Origin of the sequence: Streptomyces lunaelactis (assembly GCF_003054555.1) — a bacterium.
Taxonomy (GTDB): Bacteria; Actinomycetota; Actinomycetes; order Streptomycetales; family Streptomycetaceae; genus Streptomyces; species Streptomyces lunaelactis.
Window position 1 is genome coordinate 7271109 of the sequence record NZ_CP026304.1, and the last position, 16806, is coordinate 7287914.

Here is a 16806-nt window from a genome sequence, read left to right on the forward strand (position 1 = left end):
AGTGCTCACCTTCGCCGCGAGCCTGCCCGGCGCGGGTGTGCTCGCCGGTCAGTGGCTCGTCGGACAGAACCTAAGGCGTCCGCAACTCAAGCTCGAAGAGCGTGTCGTCGCCGAGGGCGGCGCGTCGCACCGGCGGGCGCAGCGCGTCCCGCATCACCGGCTGTCCGGGGAATCGGAGCCCGGGGATTCCGTCGCCGAGCAGGACCGGCGCCACGGTGACGTACAGCCGGTGCAGCGCACCCTCTTGCAGGAACCGCGACACGGTGACACCGCCGCCCTCGATCAGCACTCGGCCCAGGCCGCGCCGCGCCAGCGCCTGCACCAGGCGGCCCGGGGCGAAGTCGTCGCCGTCCGGGAGTACCAGCACATCGACGCCGTCGGGCACGGCCTTGCCACGCTCGCCGCCGGCGCCCACCACCCACAGAGTCGGGGCTGAACCATCGGTGAACACCTGACGCCCCAGCGGCACGCGGCCCTTCGGATCGAGGACGACGCGCACCGGGTTGTCCCCAGGACAGGCCCGCACCGTCAACCGGGGGTCGTCCGCGACGGCGGTCCCGGCGCCGACGACGACCGCGTCGGCGAGCGCCCGCAGGCGGTGCAGATGGAGACGGTCCTCCTCGCCGGTGACAAAGTCGGAGTCGCCGGTACGCGTCGCGATGAAGCCGTCCAGGCTCTGCCCGAGTTGGGCGAAGGTGAGGTGAGGACCGGCCAGGCACAGCGGCAGATAGCGGTCGGCGAGCAGCTGTGCCTCGGGCGAGGCAGCCTCGCTCCAGTGCCGTGGCCCGCCTGCGCCCGGGACCAGTCCGGCGGCTTCGGCGTCCGCCTCGGACCGGATGCCGCGCAGCCGTTCCCAGGCCTTCGCCGCGTCAAGTACCGCGTTGCGGCCGGTCATCGGGTCTCCCGGGAGGTGAGCAGTGAGACGTACTCACCGAAGGAATCGGCAAGCGAGGCGAGCAGTTGTTTTCCCTTCTCGGCTGACGCCATGGAAGGGCGGCCGATCACACCGGACTCCGTGTACGCCGACATACCGAGAGTGAGCAGATGCTTACGCTCGTCGGCAAGGAAGTCGGACGTTTCATAACCGGGACGGACAAGTTCGGGGTGGGCATGCAGAAGGATGGATGTCTCCACTTCCCCCGCGTGCATATCGCTGTGCGAGGGTGTCTGTACGCCTGCCCGCGTCCGAGCTGTGTCCCAGTCCGCCGGGCCCGGGAAAAGCGCCATGGGCATCTCGCTGCCGACGGATTCCTGAACCACATTGCGCAGTACGTAATTTCCCCCGTGCCCATTGACAAGAATCAGGGCACGCACCCCGGACCGTCGCAGCGAGTCGGCGATGTCCCGTACGACCAAGTGGAGGGTCGCGGCGGAAATGCTGACGGTTCCTGGCCAGGCCGCGTGCTCGTGGGAGCAGGAGATCGTCACCGGCGGAAGCAGGTTGACCGGGTGGGCGGCGGCTGCCTCCCCGGCGATCGTGCAGGCGATGACCGTGTCGGTCACCAAGGGAAGGAACGCTCCGTGCTGCTCGAAGCTGCCGACGGGAAGGACGGCGACCGCGGCCCGCCGGGCCCTCACGTCCTGTGTCGAGTCCCAGGGCAACAGGCCCGGTGCCTGTGCCGTTTCCGAACCGCTCATGTCTTTCCGGCCTTTCGTCGTCCGCTCCGTGCACCCACGGTCGAACGTGATGAATCGGACAGCCAGTTGATGTCCAAGTGAAGTTCCTCAACCATTTTCGCTCACGCTTCCGTGAGCCTGCCATATAGGATCGGGTCATGACAGAAAGTGATGGTGCGTTCGGCGGTCGTGTTCGTCCATCAGGTGTCGAACGAGTGGTGGATGTGCGGTTGTCCACCATGCACGGCGAATTTCTCGCTATCGGCTACCTGGACCGCGAAAGCGCCGATGAGCAAATGGTGCTTGTGTACGGCGATGTCGAGAGAGAAGGAGCTCTCACGCGTGTGCATTCGGAGTGTCTGACCGGAGATGTCTTCGGGTCCAAACACTGTGAATGCGGCGATCAGCTCGCCGCCGCGCTGGATGCCATCGTGCGGGAAGGGCACGGCATCCTCGTCTATCTCAGGGGCCATGAGGGGCGCGGGATCGGGCTGTTGGCCAAGCTCCGGGCGATGAAGCTCCAGGCGGAGGGGATGGACACGGTCGAGGCGAATCTCGCCCTCGGGTTCCCCGCCGACGCCCGCGACTACAAGGTGGCGGCGGACATTCTGCACGACCTCGACGTCCCGTCCGTACGGCTGCTGTCGAACAATCCGCTCAAGCGCGAGGCGCTGCTGCGGCACGGCATCAAGGTCACCGAACAGGTGCCGCTGCTGATCGCGCCGCGCGAGGAGAACCTCTCCTATCTGTGGACCAAGCGGGAACGCCTCGACCACTACCTGCCACACCTGGACGGCGCCGTCGAATAGGCCTCACGGGTTGACCGTCATGTCCTCTGCGGTCACGCCATCTGACGGCGCACCAGTTCGTGCAGCTGACCACCTGGATGAGCGAGCAGGTCCGCCGGCGCGCCCTGCTCCACGACCCGGCCGTCCGACATGACGATCACGCGGTCGGCGTCCATCACCGTGGTCAGCCGGTGCGCGATCACCACGCGGCTGGCGCTCAGCCGGCGGGTGGACTCGATCACGATGCGCTGGGTCTCGTTGTCCAGCGCGCTCGTGGCCTCGTCGAAGAAGAGGATGCGCGGGCGGCGGATGAGCGCCTGGGCGATCATCAGGCGCTGCCGCTGGCCGCCCGAGATCGCGCCGCCGCCCGCGATCATGGTGTGCAGGCCCATCGGCATGCGCTTGATGTCCTCGGCCAGGCCCGCCATTTCGGCCGCCTCCCAGGCCTCTTCCTGGGTGAAGGCCTCGGCGCCGCAGATGCAGTCCAGGATCGATCCGGTGAGCGGCTGTGCGTTCTGCAGGACGACACCGCACTGGCGCCGCACCGCCGCCTGGTCCAGGGCGGCCAGGTCCTGGCCGTCGTACAGCACGCTGCCCGAGGCCGGTTTGTCGAAGCCGATGAGGAGCCGCAGCAGCGTCGACTTTCCGCAGCCGCTGGGGCCGACGATCGCCACGAACTCGCCCGGCCTCACCTGGAGGGACACATCGTCGAGGACCAGCGGGCCGTCGTCGGTATAGCGGAAGGAGAGCTTCCTGGCCTCGATCCCGCCGGACAGGACGCCGGGCTGTGCGCTGGCGCCGCGGACCTCCGGTGCCTCGTCCAGGACCGGCTTGATCTGCTCGAACATGGGCAGTGCCGCGGCGACCGAGACGAGTGCCCCGGAGAGCTGGGTGACCGAGGTCAGCAGCATGGTCACGGAGGTGTTGAAGGTGAGGAACTCACCCGCCGACATGCTGCCGCGGGCAGGTCCGGCCAGCAGCATGAACATCGTGAGCGTGCAGAGCGGCAGATAGACCGCGTCGAGGACCGTGGTCAGGTTCCTGACCCGGCCCGCCCGCTGCTGCAGTTCACGCGAGCGCGCGAACTCGCGCGCCCAGGCCGCGTACGCGAAGCTCTCCGCCGCGGCGACGCGCAGCTTGGGCAGTCCGCGCAGGGTCTGGAACGCCTGGTTGTTGAGCTTGTTGCCGAGCTCGACCAGTTGCCGCTGCCACCGCAGCTGCCACAGGCCCATCCCGAGGAAGACGGCCCCGATGACGAGCAGCATGCCGATCGCGGCCAGCGCCAGCGGCACGCTGTACCAGAGCAGCAGTGCGAGGTTCATGGCACCGACCGTGCTCGCCTGTACGGCCACCGGACCCATGCCGGACAGCAGCCGGCGGATGGAGCTGATGCCCATCGCCGCACTGGCCAGCTCTCCGGTGGAGCGCTCGGTGAAGAACTTCGTCGGCAGCCGCAGCAGCCGGTCCCACACGGCCGGTTGCAGCGCGCTCTCGATACGCCCCTCCATCCGCAGAACGGTGAGATTCTGCAGCAGCATGAAGGCGGCGGTGACGATGCCGGCGATCATGACGGCCAGCGAGACCTGGACGATGAGGCTCGTCTCGGCCGTCGGCACATAGACACCGAGCACCTGCCCGGTCGCGATCGGCACCAGCGCACCGAGACCGACCGTCACCAGAATGCCGAGGGCCAGGTTCCGTACGTCGCTCCTGGTGCCGCGCATGCTGAAGCGCAGCAGCCGCCACATGGTCATCGGCCGTTCCGGCAGCGGACGGTAGAACATCACGGCGCGCGGCTCGATATCCTCGGCAACGTCCTTGCCGATGCGCCTGCGCAGACCCGATGCCGGGTTCACCGCCTCGTACCGGCCACGGCGCCACAGCAGCGCGACCGGCGCTCCGGACCTGGCCCAATGGCCCACCAGCGGACCGGAGTTCGTACGCCACCAGCGGTCGTCGAGTCTGACCGCGCGGGTACGGATCCGTGAGCCGACGGCGATGCGCTCGACCGGACTGACCCGCGCGTCCCTCGCGGCGCTCTTCGGGGGCTCGGAGAGCGTGATCCCGGTGGCCTCGGCGACGCGGCGGCAGACGGCGAGGGTGGCGTCGTCGGTGGCCCTGTCCGCAACGGTGGCAGACCGTCCGGCCCGCTCCGGCCTGCCGATGGACGCCAGCAACGCCTGGTCCGCGCGCTCGCGGACGGCCTCGCCCGCCTTGATGCCGGCCGCCGTACGGTCTTCGTGGGCGCGCTCCAGCTGTTCGATCCAGCGGTCCACCGCGGACAGCAGCCGGTACTGCTGGTTGACCATCTGCTGCCAGGTCGCGGCGTCGACCAGCAGGTCGCCCGCGGCCTCGGCGCTGTACACGGCGCCGTACTGGACGCTGCCGGGGGAGACCGGCATCCACAGGATGTCGTCGTCGGCCACGGCCTCTTCGGTGGCCGGCCGGCCGTCGAGCGGGGCCTCGAACAGGACGCCGAGACCGCGGCTGATGCCGAGCGCGAAGGCGTACTCCAGCGGGGTGGGCACGGGCTCGTACCCGGCCCCGTACGTGCCGTCGGCCTGACCGCCGTACTGACCGCCGTACTGATTCCCGTAGGCGTCGTACTGGCCGGTTTCCCCGTACTCGGGCCGGTACAGCTCGCGCAGCGGTATCCGGCGCAGCAGACAGTCCTGCGAGGGCCTGCCGAGCAGGGTGTGCTGCGGCCCTTGCACCGGGCCGAGCAGCAGAGTTCCGGCCTCCAGGCGGCCGAGGAAGTGCCAGTGACCCTGCTGGGCGGCGTCGACCGCGAAGAGATCGAGGGCCCCGCCGACAACGAGCCACAGCACCTGCGGCCCCTCCAGCGGCACACTGCGCAGACCCGTGCAGTCCACCGGGGTGCCGAGGCCGCCCAGTGCGTGCGTCACCGCGTCGGACTCGGCGGGCCCCGCGGCCGTGGAGGGGTGTACGGATGACACGTCAGTGCTCCTTGACCAGCTCGGCGTACGGGCCCCCGGCGGCGACCAGGTCCTCGTGCCGGCCACGTTCGACGACCGAACCGTGGTCGAGGACCACGATCTCGTCGCTGTCGCGCACCGTGCTCAGCCGGTGGGCGATCACGACGCACGCGCAGCCGCGCCGCCGCAGATTGTCGATGATGACCCGCTCGGTCTCCGCGTCCAGGGCGCTCGTCACCTCGTCGAGCACCAGGATGCTCGGGCGCCGCACCAGCGCGCGGGCGATCTCGAGCCGCTGGCGCTGCCCGCCGGAGAAATTGCGGCCGTCCTGTTCGACCCGGCTGTGGATGCCGTCGGGGCGCCGCGCGATCACGTCGTCGTAGAGGGCCGCGTCCTTGAGGGCGGTGACGACGGCCTCGTCGGTTATCGACGGGTCCCACAGCGCCACGTTGTCCCGGACGGTGCCTTCGAAGAGGAAGACGTCCTGGTCGACGAAGGAGACCGAGGCGGCCAGTGCGCTGCGGGAGATGTCCTCCAGGCGCTGTCCGTCGATCCGGATCGTCCCCTCCCAGGGGCTGTAGAGGCCGGAGATCAGCCGGGAGACGGTGGACTTGCCGCTGCCGGATCCGCCGACGAGCGCGACCTGCCGGCCGGGGCCGACCGCCAGCGAGAAGCCGCTGAGCAGTGGTTTGTCCAGCGGGCTGTAGCCGAAGGTGACGTTCTCCAGCGTCACATGGCCCGTGAGGCGGCGGGTGCTCGCGTCCGGCTCCCGGCGTGAGTAGAGCGAGTCGACCGGGAAGTTCTCGACGTCCTTCAGCCGTGCCACATCGGCCGCGAAGTCCTGGATCCGGCCGGCCACGCCGTTCAGCCGCGCGATCGGAGCGGTGAAGCGCGTCACCAGCGCCTGGAAGGCGACGAGCAGACCGATCGAGATGTGGCCCTCCACCGCCCGCAGCCCGCCGATCCAGAGGATCAGCGCACTGTTGAGCGTCGCGAGGGTGGGCGCGACGACGGCCAGGAACGCGCTCGGCACGCCAAGACGCTGCTGTACCTCCAGCGTCGTCGCGTGCTGGCCCGCCCAGCGGCGGAAGTAGCCGTTCTCGCCGCCGGTGGCCTTCATCGTCTCGATCAGCTGAAGGCCGGTGTACGAGGTGTTGGTCAGCCGGGCGCTGTCTGCGCGCAGTTTCTGGGTGTTGGTCGCGCGCAGCCGGATCACGATGCGCATCGCGACCACGTTGAGCAGGGCGATCAGCACACCGACGAAGGTGAGCTGAGGGTCGTACGTCCACAGCAGGAAGGCGTAGAGGATCACGACGACCCCGTCCACACCCGCGGCGGCGAGATCCCGCGCCAGAGTTTCGGCCACCGCGTCGTTGGACTGCAGCCGCTGGACCAGATCGGCCGGGCTGCGCTGCGCGAAGAAGGTGACGGGCAGCCGCAGCAGATGCCGCAGGAAGCGTGCGCTGCTGAGCGTGGACGAGATGATGCGGCCGCGCAGCAGATTCGCCTGCTGGAGAGCGGTCAGCACGGCGGTGAGCGCCACCATCGTGGCCATCGACGCGAAGAGGGGTCCCAGCAGCGAGGTCTGGTTGCCGATCAGGAACATGTCGATGTACGTACGGCTCAGCGCCGGCATCGCCGCGCCGACGGCGACGAGCAGCAGGCTGGCCAGCAGAGCGGCCAGCAGGGTGCCCGTCGTGCCGCGCATCCTCGCGGGCACGGCGCCCATGATTCCCGGTTTGCGGCCGCCCCGGCGGAAGGCCTCGGTCGGCTCGAAGACCAGGGCGACCCCGGTGAAGCTGGTGTCGAAGTCCTCCATCGACACGAAACGGCGGCCCTTGTCGGGGTCGTTGATGTGTACGCCACGGCGGCCGAGCTTGCGGCCCATGCCGTCGTAGACGACATAGTGGTTGAACTCCCAGAACAGGATGGCGGGCGCCTGCACCTCGGCGAGCGCGGCCGGTTCCATCTGCATACCCTTGGCCTGCAGGCCGTAACTGCGGGCGGCCTTGAGCAGGTTGCTGGCCCGCGAGCCGTCGCGGGATACACCGCACGCGATACGCAGCTCCTCGAGCGGCACATGCTTCCCGAAGTGCGCGAGCACCATGGCCAGCGAGGCGGCCCCGCACTCCAGGGCCTCCATCTGGAGCACGGTGGGGGTGCGAACGGCTTTCCGCTTCTTGACCTTGGGGGGCCCTGGGGGGCGGCCGCCGTGCGCGCGGCGCCGGGAGGCGGGCGCGCTGTCGGGGCGATGCCGGCCGCGGCCCGCCGGAGGCAGTTGCTGCTGCGCGGTCATGGAAGCAGCCAATCGATCGGATGTTGCTCGGCGAGGTGGATGGCGCCGGTGGCCAGGGTCATGGAGTCGATCGCGTACGGCGGTCCCTCCGAGGACGACCAGGCGTAGCCGGACTTGGTGCCTGCCGACGGGGCGAGGCGCACCAGGACCGATACGGGCTGGCCCTTCTGCGAGAACTGCTCGCCCAGCTGGCTGCTGCCGAGGAAGCCGGTGATCCGCTGGCGGGTCTGGGCGGTCCGGCCGACTGCCTTGACCTTGCCGCGCAGTACCCCGTACTGCTGTGTCGGTACCGACTGCACGGTGATGTCCACGGACGCGCCCACGGGCACCGTCGATCCGGAGCCGGCCGGAACGTACAGCATGACCATCAGGGGATCGTCGGCCTCTTCCACCCGCTCCACGGCCGCGATGTCCGATCCGGTCGTGACCACGGATCCGATCGTGGCGGCCAGGGTCGTCAGCCGGCCTGCGGCGATCGTGCGGACGACGGCGCTGCCCTGGGCGGTACGGACCTTCACCAGGGGCGCGTCGGCGGGAACCCGTGCGCCTTCCTCGGCGAGTACGTCGGTGACCTGGCCCGCGACGGGGCTCTGCAGGACGTAACTGCCCTGTGCGTGGGTGAGGACGCCGGGAGCGCCGAGGGTGGACGACACGGTGCCGGTCACTGCCCAGAAGGATGCGGCGATCATCACCAGGACCGTGACGGTCAGGACGAGCCGGCCCTGCGGCCGGGCGAAGCGCACCGGCAGATCTATTTCTTCGGGCGATTGCAGCTTGGAAAGGGCCTGTTGGCGGAACTGCACGACACTCTTCCCTCAACTGCAATGGTTTCTGTCGGGCACGCCGGAGCCCGTTGCGGGCCCGACGGTGGCGGCGACCGTATGCCCCGGAACCTGGCTGGGTCCGGGGCATACGGCGTGGCTTGCCGGCAAGGAGGGGGGGCCGACGAAGCCGTAGTCACCGCGGGTGGCTGTGCCGCTCAGCGGCACGCGATCAGCTCAGAGACCGGCGACCAGGCCCGTGACGCCACCGGTGTTCAGGCCGGTGAGGCCCTCGGCCGTGCCGACGACGGAGCCGACGGTGCCGGAAGCGGCGCCCACGAGGCCGGAGACCGGGACGACCGAGTCGACGGTGCCGAGGACGGCACCGGCAGCCTGGCCCACCAGGCCACCGGACACGTTGTCCAGGTCGGCGTCGGAGATTTCCTGGGTCTGAACCTGGGGGGTGGAGTTCATGAGGAGCTTCCCTTCAATGGATATCTCGAAATGGCTGCGGCCGGGCGTTCCCGAAAGGCGGTCCGGCCGCGGCAGCGGTCGTCGGATGCCCGAAGAAATCGGGAACCCTGGGGCGACTCCCGCAGTGCGAAGGATCAAAGCACGCAGGCGTGTTGCGCAGCCAGTCGGACAACTAAGGATCCGGACCGTACCCCTCCGCCGAATTACGGGACGTGCACGAGTGTCCATGGATTGGTGGCATCTTCTTCACGTTGTCGCCCGCACTGACTCCTGTCAGCCGGCGGCCCCGTGACCTCGAACAGGACATTCCCGCACCAAGGGGCTGATGGGCCAGTCAGTACGGGGCGGGTTCGTGGGAGACGGTGTGTCACCTGAGTATTCAGTGTGCAGATTCGCCGACGTGCCGCGCGCGGGGAACATAACCCCATAACGGAGTTGCGCCGGACGCGGGGTGGAATAGGCGATTTCCTTCCGATAGCTCGACGTTTCGAGCAATGGGTGCTGCGATTGCCGTTCGCGGTGCTTTTGGCCATGGGTCGCCGGGCGCGCTCGCAGTCGCCGTCGCGGGATGGTGCCGAAGTGTTGATAGTCTGACGGTGCGTCAGGAACCGTGAGGGGCATGGTGAAGATGCGTGCGCGTCTGATCGGTCTGCTCGTCCTCGTGGTCGCGTGCCTGACCACCTCCCTGACCGCAGGAGGCGCACCGTCCGCCGCCGCGCCCCTCGCCGGCCCCCTCTGGTTCGACGCGCAGGCCGCTGCCTGAGGGGCCAGGTGGACCGCACTTATCTGGCAGCGGCCACCGCGTGTACCAGGCTCTGGACTTCCGCCTCCCGGGCGCCGGCTGGTGGGCGAAGCCCGAGCAGTCGGGGCCGGTCCTGTCCGGTACGCAATGGCAGTGGGACATCTACAACGGCCGCCACCACGAGCTCATGAACGGCAACCCCGCCAAGGTCCGGACCTCGGGCGATGCCTGGAACGACGAGGACCTGTCGGCCGTCCGCCTCGACGACTCCGGCACGCCCGTACTCCGCCAGGACGCCCGCCTGCTGGACCGGCTCTACCCCGGCGCCACCGCGGGCCGCGCGCTGGCCTTCACCTACGAGGACCGCTCCCGCGACGGCTCCGCGACGCTCACCTGGAATCCGGTCCCGACGTCACTGCCGCGGGTCTCCGAGCTCGTCGGCTCGGGCCAGTACGGCCTCCTGCTCTGGCACTCGGACGGCACCTCCGTCCCCACCGAACTGCACCTGCCGGCGTCCTTCGACACCCCCCGGACGACGGTGATCTCCGACCTCGGCACGGCCGTCGGACCTCCCGCGTACACACGAGGCACCCCGATAGCCGTCGCCCCCGAGCCGGGCGGGACGGGCAGCCGCCGCCTGCTGCTCACCGCGGAGAATCCGGTGGGCCTGCACTACGCACTGGTCACCAATGGGGCGGCGGCGCCCTCGGCGGAGCTGCTGAGCGGCGCGCGGGGCGAACTGGCGGCGTGGGCGGCGGGTCGCGGCTGAAGTCGCCTCGGCCGGGTGCCGTTAGTCGTCCAACCGGCTGACAGGATCAATCCGTGAGCGCCTGGACCAGATGAGCCACGGCGCCGGCGAGCGCGGCGAGGCCGGGACCCGCCGGGCCGCCCGGCTCACTCATGTAGACGTCCCGCCGGATCTCGATCATCAACGCGCTGACGCGGGGGTCCTTGCCGTAGAACTTCAGCGGCACATACGTGCCGGCGAAGGGGCTGTTGATACCGGTACCACCGAAGCCGCCGAATGCCCTCTCCGCGTGGGCGAGCAGCTGCGGGGGAGTGTGGACGTCGTCGGTGCCGAGGCAGACCGGGGGCCGCGGCCCGTCGCCGTGCAGCTCGTACGGCAACGGATCGGTCGGGTACGAGTGGATGTCGATGACGACGGCACGCCCGGTGGCCGCCAGCCGCTCGTCGACCGCCGCGGTCATCGCCTCCGCGTAGGGATGGAAATAGCGGTCGATCAAGGGCTGCGGGTCCAGGTCCGGTGAGCGGAGCCGCTCGCGGTGAGTGGTGTGCGTATAGACGGCCCCCATGCCGACGGCGAGCATCTCCTCGCGCTCGTCGGGGAAGCGCTCGGGGTCGATCACCAGACGGGACAGCCCGTTGACGAACCTCCAAGGGCCCGTCGGGGCAGCCTCGGCAGCGGCGGCAGCGATCTCCGCCGTATGGGAGTCGGTGATGTGGTCGAGCTCGAGCTCGAGCGCGGGGTCGTCCAGCACGATGCTGTCACGCACCGACTCGGGAATGACCCGCGAGGAGTGCGGGACGTGAAGGATAACCGGCGAGTCGGCGGCGCCGGGAAGGAGTTGGAAGGAGTCGGGCGCGTCGTTCATGGTTGTCCTCATCGCCTGTCCGCGTGTCAGTACGTGCCCAGGAATCCCAGCGATGGCGGGGGTTCGCAGGCCCCCCGCGTAACCGAGGTGCAGTTCGAAACGGGCCCGGGTGGCCAGCACGTAGTATCGCGGGAGGCTGAGCAAGAGGCCGCTGCGAAGTAAGCCGACCGCGTTCGCCGCCTTCTCACCCATCTCCTGCTCGGGCAGGTGCCCGAGTAGGAGATGTGCGTCGGTGACCAGTGCGTCGACCAGCGCGGCGCGGGCCGTCTCGTCGTCCCAGGCGATCCTCGGGCCCGGGGGTTAGCTCGTACGCGGGTGGACAGATGAGGCTGTACCTCGACATTGCTGGTGCGCGCGGCACGTGGTCGAGTCGACGCTGACCATGGTCCAGTCGATCCGGCAGGACCTCCTCTGCGACTCCTTGGCCTGGCGGGCCGATACTGGTGGCGTGGACAGCGTGCCGCGAGTGGACATCCCAGGGCCGTACGTCGGCTCCCCGCCGCGCGGGCGGGTCGCCGCGGCGGCTACGGCCTTCCCCTGCCACGGCGTGGTCAACGAGTCGGTCCGCGTTCGGGCCGCCGCCGCGCTTCGGCCCTTTGTGGCCTGGTACACCGGCTACCGTCAGGGCGGCTTCCCGGCCGCACAGCACCGGGGGATGCCCTCGCCCTACCTGACACTGATCTTCACGCTCGATGATGTGCTCACCGTGGCCGGCCACCCTGATCCCCGACAGGCCCCGGGGAATTACGACACCCTGCTCGGCGGCCTGCACACGTCACCGGCGCTGATCACTCACGAAGGCCGGCAGTCGGGTATCCAGATCGCGCTCCACCCGCTCGGTGCGCGGGCGCTGCTCGGCCTGCCGGCCGGTGAGCTGGCCAACACCGATCTTCCCGCAGACGCCGTCCTGGGCCGCGTGTGCGGTGAGCTCCAGGCACGGCTGCAGGCGGCCGACAGCTGGCCGGAGCGCTTCGCCGTGCTGGACAAGCTGTTGCTCCGGGCGACCTCCCCCTACGGAGGCGTTCCGCCCGAGGTCGCCCGCGCCTGGCAGCTGCTGATCCGCACCGGCGGTGCCGTACCGGTGTCGGCGCTGGCGGACGAGGTCGGCTGGAGCGGACGCCATCTGGCGGACCGCTTCCGCCGGGAGACCGGGCTCACGCCGAAGGCCGCCGCGAGGGTAGTCCGATTCGACCGCGCCCGCAGACTGCTGGCAGCCGATGCCGGTCGGTCGGAGCTTCCCCGGCTCGCCGACGTGGCTGCGAAGTGCGGCTACTTCGACCAGGCACACCTCGCGCGTGAGTTCCGCTCCCTGGCGGGCTGCGCCCCGAGCACGTGGCTGGCCGAGGAGTTCCGAAACGTCCAAGCCCCCAGCGGCGCACCAGTGGAAGGTTGGCTGCAGCAAGAGCCCAACCAGTACTGAAGGACTGGCCGAGGAGGCTTGGTGGACATGGACGACACGACACCGGCACCGCAGGTGTGGCCCACCCTGCGGGCCCACGATGCCCGCGCGCTGATCCGGTTTCTGATCGACGCGTTCGGATTTGAGGAGACGGTGGTCCACGGGGCGGGTGACCGAGTCGACCACGCCCAGCTGTCCTGGCCGGAAGGCGGTGGGATCATGCTCGGCTCGGCGAAGCAGGACGGCGAGGACGACGCCTGGCCGCTGCGCCCCGGAAGCATCGGCGCGTACGTGGTTACCGCCGACCCCGACGGGTTGTACGCCCGCGCGAAGGCCGCCGGCGCCGAGATCACCTCCGAGCTGCGCGAAACCGACTACGGCTCCAGAGATTTCGCCGCCCGCGATCCCGAAGGCAATCGGTGGTCGTTCGGTACCTATCGCGGGGAGCCCCGCAAGGCCGCGGATCCGGGCTGATCCGGCCATGGCACGTTCGGCGTCGGCCCGGCTCCGGTCGATCTGCCTGGCACTCCCCGAGGCGGACGAGCGGCTCAGCCACGGGGAACCCAGCTGGTTCGCCGGGAAGAAGATGTTCGTCACCTTCTCCGACCACCACCACGACGACCGGCTCGCATTCTGGTGCGCTGCACCGGCCGGAGTTCAGGAGCACCTGGTCGCCTCCGACCCGGTGCACTTCTTCCGCCCGCCCTACGTCGGCCACCGGGGCTGGATCGGCATCTACCTCGATGTCGCCGTCGACTGGGACCGGGTGAAGGACCTCGTTTTAGACGCCTACTGCCTGGTCGCCCCCGCGCGCTTGACCGCGGCACTGGAGGCGGAGGGCTGACCAGAACCTCGCCTGGAGGAGGCCCATTCGGGTGGCGGACTTGTGGTCATCGCATCAAGCCGATGAGGAGAGGCCGGTGGCGCCAAAGGAGACGAAGGACCGCTCACACCAGATCACGGCGCGGAAGCCGGACAGATCCGCGCCGACCGGAACAGCGTTGCCGACAGCCGTTCTGTTCGACGCCGTCCCGCCCGCCGCGGAGAGGTCCGCTGACGTCGAACGTTTGCACCTTTCAGGTGTGACCGTTCGGCTGGGGCGGACCGGCGTAGTCCGCGCTGCCTATGGCGAACTGGCGTGATCAACGGTGCCTGGAGGAGTGCGTCGTACACCTCGGCGTCCGGTTGCTGACACCGCCGCGGGACACGCTCCGCGGGCGTCCAGGCCCCAAGAACAACCGAATTCACGCGGAGAACTGACACATCCGGACGGCATACGTGGGTGCGGGATCTGCTAAGCAGCCGCAACGTCCAACGTTTCGTACGCAGCCTCAGCTTATTACGCCGCGGTCGCGGCGCGGGCCGACGTGCACCTCTCCAATCCCGCTCTCACTCACAGATGGGAACTCGATGCGTCACAGCATGCGCCGATCCGCAACCATTCTCGCGCTCGCGGGCGCTGTAACGGCCGGAACGATCAGCACCGCAAGCGCCTCGCCCAACGCGCCCGAGATCAGATACGGAATGACCGGATTCAAGGTGTACTGCGTCCAGGTCGGCATCAGCTATCACCAACGATCAGATGCCTGGACCTCGCAGGACGGGCAGTTCGGAAATCACACCCTGAGCCAGGTCAGGAACTTCCAGGGGGACATGGGGCTGTCCGTCGACGGCAAGGTCGGCAAAAACACCGGCAGCGAGGTTCTCTGGGGGATCGAGCACGCCAAGGTCGAGAAGAATGGACCCTGGACAACGCCCTGGGGCGTATCGATCGACAACTGCTACCAGGTCGTGCCGAGCCACTTCTGAGTCCGACCCGGCTCACCTGGACTGTCCCATGAGCTCGGTGACCGGCGCTGACCCCAGCTCTGTTTTCCGCGACACGGCCGTCAGCACAGCGGACTCACTCACTGCGGCCGCTGCCGTACCCATTCCTGCTGTCATGGTCCACCCCACGACCGTCCCCAACCAGGACTGCATTCGCACCGGTTGGCTGACCAAGAGCTCGGCGTAGGTTGCCGTCACCGGGCGACGGCAACGACCAGCTGTCCCGCCGCATTTCAGTTGGCAGGTAACGGGCCTCTGCCCTGCACAGAGCCACCGCTCAGCTTGTCATTCAGCCCTCATACACAGCTTCTTAGCGCCGCTGGCCACCAGTACAGCCTGCTGGCCTGGTACTCCCGGCGTGCTCGGCGCCGGGCCTTCGACGGCCGACCCGAAACCAAGGAGGACGAGGCCCGGGGCGACACACCGACCGGCACGAGTAGTCGCTGGTGGGCGACCCTGGAGACGTGGCCCAACAGGCATCACTGGGTGCCCGGCCGCGGCCTGACGCGGCGTGATGCACCGCGGTCACTCCGGAGGCAGGTAGGCCGCCGAAGTGGCCGCAGCGCACGGATCGTTGGCGTCAGCCGACGATCCGCTCCACGGCCCAGTCGGCCAGCGTCTCGGTGACCTGGCTGTGCTCGGTGTTCTTGGTGTCGCACTTGAACTCGTCGAGCATGCTCTTCTCGGCGGGCAGTGACTCGATGTCCTCGTAAGGGTTCACGTTCCATGTGACCGGGTCGAAGTCCAGCGCTACCGCGCTCACCGCCGGGACGAAGCAGCCGCTGCGGTATTCCTGCGGGATCTCGGCCCTGAGCGCGTCGGCGATCATGCCGAAGGAGGCGAGACTGCCGCCGGGCGCGCCGTCGAGGGCGGGTACGTGGGAGGTGTTGCCGCGGCGTACCTGGCCCAGTGCCTTCATCTCGCCGATCGGCTGGCGCTCGCCGGCGTTGGGCTGGAAGCGGGCCGTCGCGGCGGCGACCAGCGGCAGCCGCCAGTCGAACACCGTCTCGCCGGGCGGCAGGTCGCGGCCGGTGCCGGTGCCGGTGCCGTTGGCCACGCCCAGCTTGCGGGGCCGCACCGGGAACTGGCCGTACTGCTCCAGCTCCGCCAGGAACTGCTTGCGGAGTTCGCTGGTGGTGGCGACAGGGCCGGAGTACTTGGCATTCTCGACCCAGGCCCACAGCAGCTGCTGGGCTGCGGGGCTCCTGATCAGGTCGGCCTGCTTGGGCGCGTCGGGGTTGCCGGTGGGGAAGGACTCGAAGAAGTAGGCCATCTGCTGGAGCACCAGCGGGATCCACGCCCCGTTGTGGGGGGTGTCCCAGGAGATGTAGGTCTCGGTCTGGTGGTCCATGCCCTGGTGCTCCATCTCGGCGAGGGCATAGCGGGTGATCATGCCGCCCATGCTCACTCCGCCCACGATCAGCGGGGTATCACCCTGCTTCTCGATGATGGCCTGCTGGATGGCGCTGATCACCACACCGGCGTTCGCCTGGATGTAGGTGTGCCGCTGCTCGAAGCCGACCAGGACGACGTCGATGCCCGCGGCGAGCAGCTGGTCGAGGAAGCCGGGCTTGCCCTTCTTGTAGGGCGCGTTGAAGTGCTCCCACAGCCCCGGCAGATCGCTGGGGCCGTAGTTGAAGCCGTCCGCGAAGATGAAGGGCCGCTCCAGGCTCTTGCGCCCGTTGGCCAAGTACACCGCCGCTGATCCGGTCGCGACCTCGCGTCGGTACGGCCGGGCGGACCGCAGCTCCCAGATCCTCGGCTTCCGATCCTCGGTGCGGGTCGCACGCGCCGGGCTCGCGAACCAGACGCTCGGCTCCAGCGCCCCGGCGAGCGTCGCCGATGCCTCGGCCGGGGGCTTCCCTTCATCCTGCTTCGCCGTCAACTCGACGTCGATCCTGGCTTCCTGTGCCATGACTACCGCCTCTGCTCTCATGGACGTGCCGCTCGACGTGCACAGCAGTTGCACCGTGCCCACATGCGATTGGGCAGGGCAGTGCATTGGAGTTGCCGCCAACCCCGGCACGTACTCAGGGCTCCATCCGCGTTGTAACTGACTGTAACAGCTTAGTAACCTAGCGTGTCATCAGTGTCGAGATTCTGACCGCGGTCATCTTCCGGGTCCGGGCCGGGAACGCCGCCTTGCCGCTGGTGTCGGCCTATGACGTGTTTGAGCAGACCTGGAGCCCGCCCATGCCGTTGCTGTTCCAACGCAGGTACGGCGCCGAAGGCCGGCCTCTCACCCGCAGCTACGTCCGCGAGTGCCTGGTCGCGACCTCGCAGGCCGCCCAGATCACCGTGGCCGGCGATCCCCTCGAACGGCGCCCCCACGACTTCCACCCAGCACATCCCC

Annotated in this window: 14 protein-coding genes and 1 pseudogene; 7 read left to right on the forward strand and 8 right to left on the reverse strand. The window is 69.1% G+C overall.

Annotated elements, in window-relative coordinates; translation table 11 throughout:
• Nucleotides 1-70: 70 nt before the first annotated feature.
• Entirely contained in the window at nucleotides 71-895 is an 825-nt protein-coding gene (locus SLUN_RS41720) for a RibD family protein (protein WP_170146632.1), read from the reverse strand.
• Nucleotides 892-1638, reverse strand: a complete 747-nt coding sequence (locus SLUN_RS33190; RefSeq protein ID WP_108153621.1) for a creatininase family protein — start codon at nucleotides 1636-1638, stop codon at nucleotides 892-894. The genes SLUN_RS41720 and SLUN_RS33190 overlap by 4 nt, the downstream gene beginning before the upstream one ends.
• Nucleotides 1639-1775: 137 nt before the next feature.
• On the opposite strand from SLUN_RS33190, the gene ribA reads away from it, so the two are divergent.
• Nucleotides 1776-2426 (forward strand): GTP cyclohydrolase II, encoded by a 651-nt coding sequence (gene ribA, locus SLUN_RS33195; RefSeq protein ID WP_108153622.1) that lies wholly within the window; start codon nucleotides 1776-1778, stop codon nucleotides 2424-2426.
• 32 nt (nucleotides 2427-2458) lie between these two features.
• Here the strand turns inward: ribA and SLUN_RS33200 are convergent, their stop codons facing one another.
• The 4 genes from SLUN_RS33200 to SLUN_RS33215 form a co-directional block, all read right to left on the reverse strand.
• Entirely contained in the window at nucleotides 2459-5362 is a 2904-nt protein-coding gene (locus tag SLUN_RS33200) for an NHLP bacteriocin export ABC transporter permease/ATPase subunit (protein WP_108153623.1), read from the reverse strand.
• 1 nt (nucleotide 5363) lies between these two features.
• A complete protein-coding gene (locus SLUN_RS33205; RefSeq protein ID WP_108153624.1) occupies nucleotides 5364-7637 on the reverse strand; it encodes an NHLP family bacteriocin export ABC transporter peptidase/permease/ATPase subunit in 2274 nt (757 codons plus the stop codon).
• Nucleotides 7634-8440 (reverse strand): HlyD family efflux transporter periplasmic adaptor subunit, encoded by an 807-nt coding sequence (locus tag SLUN_RS33210; RefSeq protein WP_108153625.1) that lies wholly within the window; start codon nucleotides 8438-8440, stop codon nucleotides 7634-7636. Before SLUN_RS33210 ends, SLUN_RS33205 begins: the two co-directional genes overlap by 4 nt.
• 195 nt (nucleotides 8441-8635) lie before the next feature.
• Complete coding sequence (locus SLUN_RS33215; protein ID WP_108153626.1) at nucleotides 8636-8872, reverse strand: type A2 lantipeptide; 237 nt, start codon at nucleotides 8870-8872, stop codon at nucleotides 8636-8638.
• Nucleotides 8873-9491: 619 nt separating this feature from the next.
• Here SLUN_RS33215 and SLUN_RS39695 point away from each other — a divergent pair.
• The gene (locus SLUN_RS39695) at nucleotides 9492-9635 is read left to right on the forward strand and encodes a hypothetical protein (protein WP_159100382.1); all 144 of its coding nucleotides are present in this window, start codon (nucleotides 9492-9494) and stop codon (nucleotides 9633-9635) included.
• A 40-nt stretch (nucleotides 9636-9675) separates the two neighbouring features.
• A pseudogene (locus SLUN_RS33220) lies at nucleotides 9676-10383 on the forward strand (endoglycosylceramidase); the annotation flags it as partial.
• A gap of 46 nt (nucleotides 10384-10429) precedes the next feature.
• On the opposite strand, the gene SLUN_RS33225 reads toward SLUN_RS33220, so the two are convergent.
• The gene (locus tag SLUN_RS33225) at nucleotides 10430-11227 is read right to left on the reverse strand and encodes an N-formylglutamate amidohydrolase (protein ID WP_108155073.1); all 798 of its coding nucleotides are present in this window, start codon (nucleotides 11225-11227) and stop codon (nucleotides 10430-10432) included.
• A 361-nt stretch (nucleotides 11228-11588) separates the two neighbouring features.
• On the opposite strand from SLUN_RS33225, the gene SLUN_RS33230 reads away from it, so the two are divergent.
• The 4 genes from SLUN_RS33230 (at nucleotide 11589) to SLUN_RS33245 (ending at nucleotide 14435) form a co-directional block, all read left to right on the forward strand.
• Entirely contained in the window at nucleotides 11589-12647 is a 1059-nt protein-coding gene (locus tag SLUN_RS33230) for an AraC family transcriptional regulator (RefSeq protein WP_257153842.1), read from the forward strand.
• A gap of 27 nt (nucleotides 12648-12674) precedes the next feature.
• The gene (locus tag SLUN_RS33235; protein ID WP_108153627.1) at nucleotides 12675-13100 is read left to right on the forward strand and encodes a VOC family protein; all 426 of its coding nucleotides are present in this window, start codon (nucleotides 12675-12677) and stop codon (nucleotides 13098-13100) included.
• A 7-nt stretch (nucleotides 13101-13107) separates the two neighbouring features.
• Entirely contained in the window at nucleotides 13108-13470 is a 363-nt protein-coding gene (locus tag SLUN_RS33240) for an MmcQ/YjbR family DNA-binding protein (protein WP_108153628.1), read from the forward strand.
• Nucleotides 13471-14048: 578 nt separating this feature from the next.
• Entirely contained in the window at nucleotides 14049-14435 is a 387-nt protein-coding gene (locus tag SLUN_RS33245) for a peptidoglycan-binding domain-containing protein (RefSeq protein WP_159100383.1), read from the forward strand.
• Between the two features lie 598 nt (nucleotides 14436-15033).
• Here SLUN_RS33245 and SLUN_RS33250 read toward each other — a convergent pair.
• Nucleotides 15034-16368, reverse strand: a complete 1335-nt coding sequence (locus SLUN_RS33250) for an esterase/lipase family protein (RefSeq protein ID WP_108153630.1) — start codon at nucleotides 16366-16368, stop codon at nucleotides 15034-15036.
• Nucleotides 16369-16806: the final 438 nt, after the last annotated feature.

Coding starts and splice junctions, on each gene's coding strand:
- SLUN_RS41720 (WP_170146632.1), bottom strand. CDS start 895: ATGACCGGCCGCAACGCGGTACTTGACGCGGCGAAGGCCTGGGAACGG.
- SLUN_RS33190 (WP_108153621.1), bottom strand. CDS start 1,638: ATGAGCGGTTCGGAAACGGCACAGGCACCGGGCCTGTTGCCCTGGGAC.
- ribA (WP_108153622.1), top strand. CDS start 1,776: ATGACAGAAAGTGATGGTGCGTTCGGCGGTCGTGTTCGTCCATCAGGT.
- SLUN_RS33205 (WP_108153624.1), bottom strand. CDS start 7,637: ATGACCGCGCAGCAGCAACTGCCTCCGGCGGGCCGCGGCCGGCATCGC.
- SLUN_RS33215 (WP_108153626.1), bottom strand. CDS start 8,872: ATGAACTCCACCCCCCAGGTTCAGACCCAGGAAATCTCCGACGCCGAC.
- SLUN_RS39695 (WP_159100382.1), top strand. CDS start 9,492: ATGGTGAAGATGCGTGCGCGTCTGATCGGTCTGCTCGTCCTCGTGGTC.
- SLUN_RS33225 (WP_108155073.1), bottom strand. CDS start 11,227: ATGAACGACGCGCCCGACTCCTTCCAACTCCTTCCCGGCGCCGCCGAC.
- SLUN_RS33235 (WP_108153627.1), top strand. CDS start 12,675: ATGGACGACACGACACCGGCACCGCAGGTGTGGCCCACCCTGCGGGCC.
- SLUN_RS33240 (WP_108153628.1), top strand. CDS start 13,108: ATGGCACGTTCGGCGTCGGCCCGGCTCCGGTCGATCTGCCTGGCACTC.
- SLUN_RS33245 (WP_159100383.1), top strand. CDS start 14,049: ATGCGCCGATCCGCAACCATTCTCGCGCTCGCGGGCGCTGTAACGGCC.
- SLUN_RS33250 (WP_108153630.1), bottom strand. CDS start 16,368: ATGGCACAGGAAGCCAGGATCGACGTCGAGTTGACGGCGAAGCAGGAT.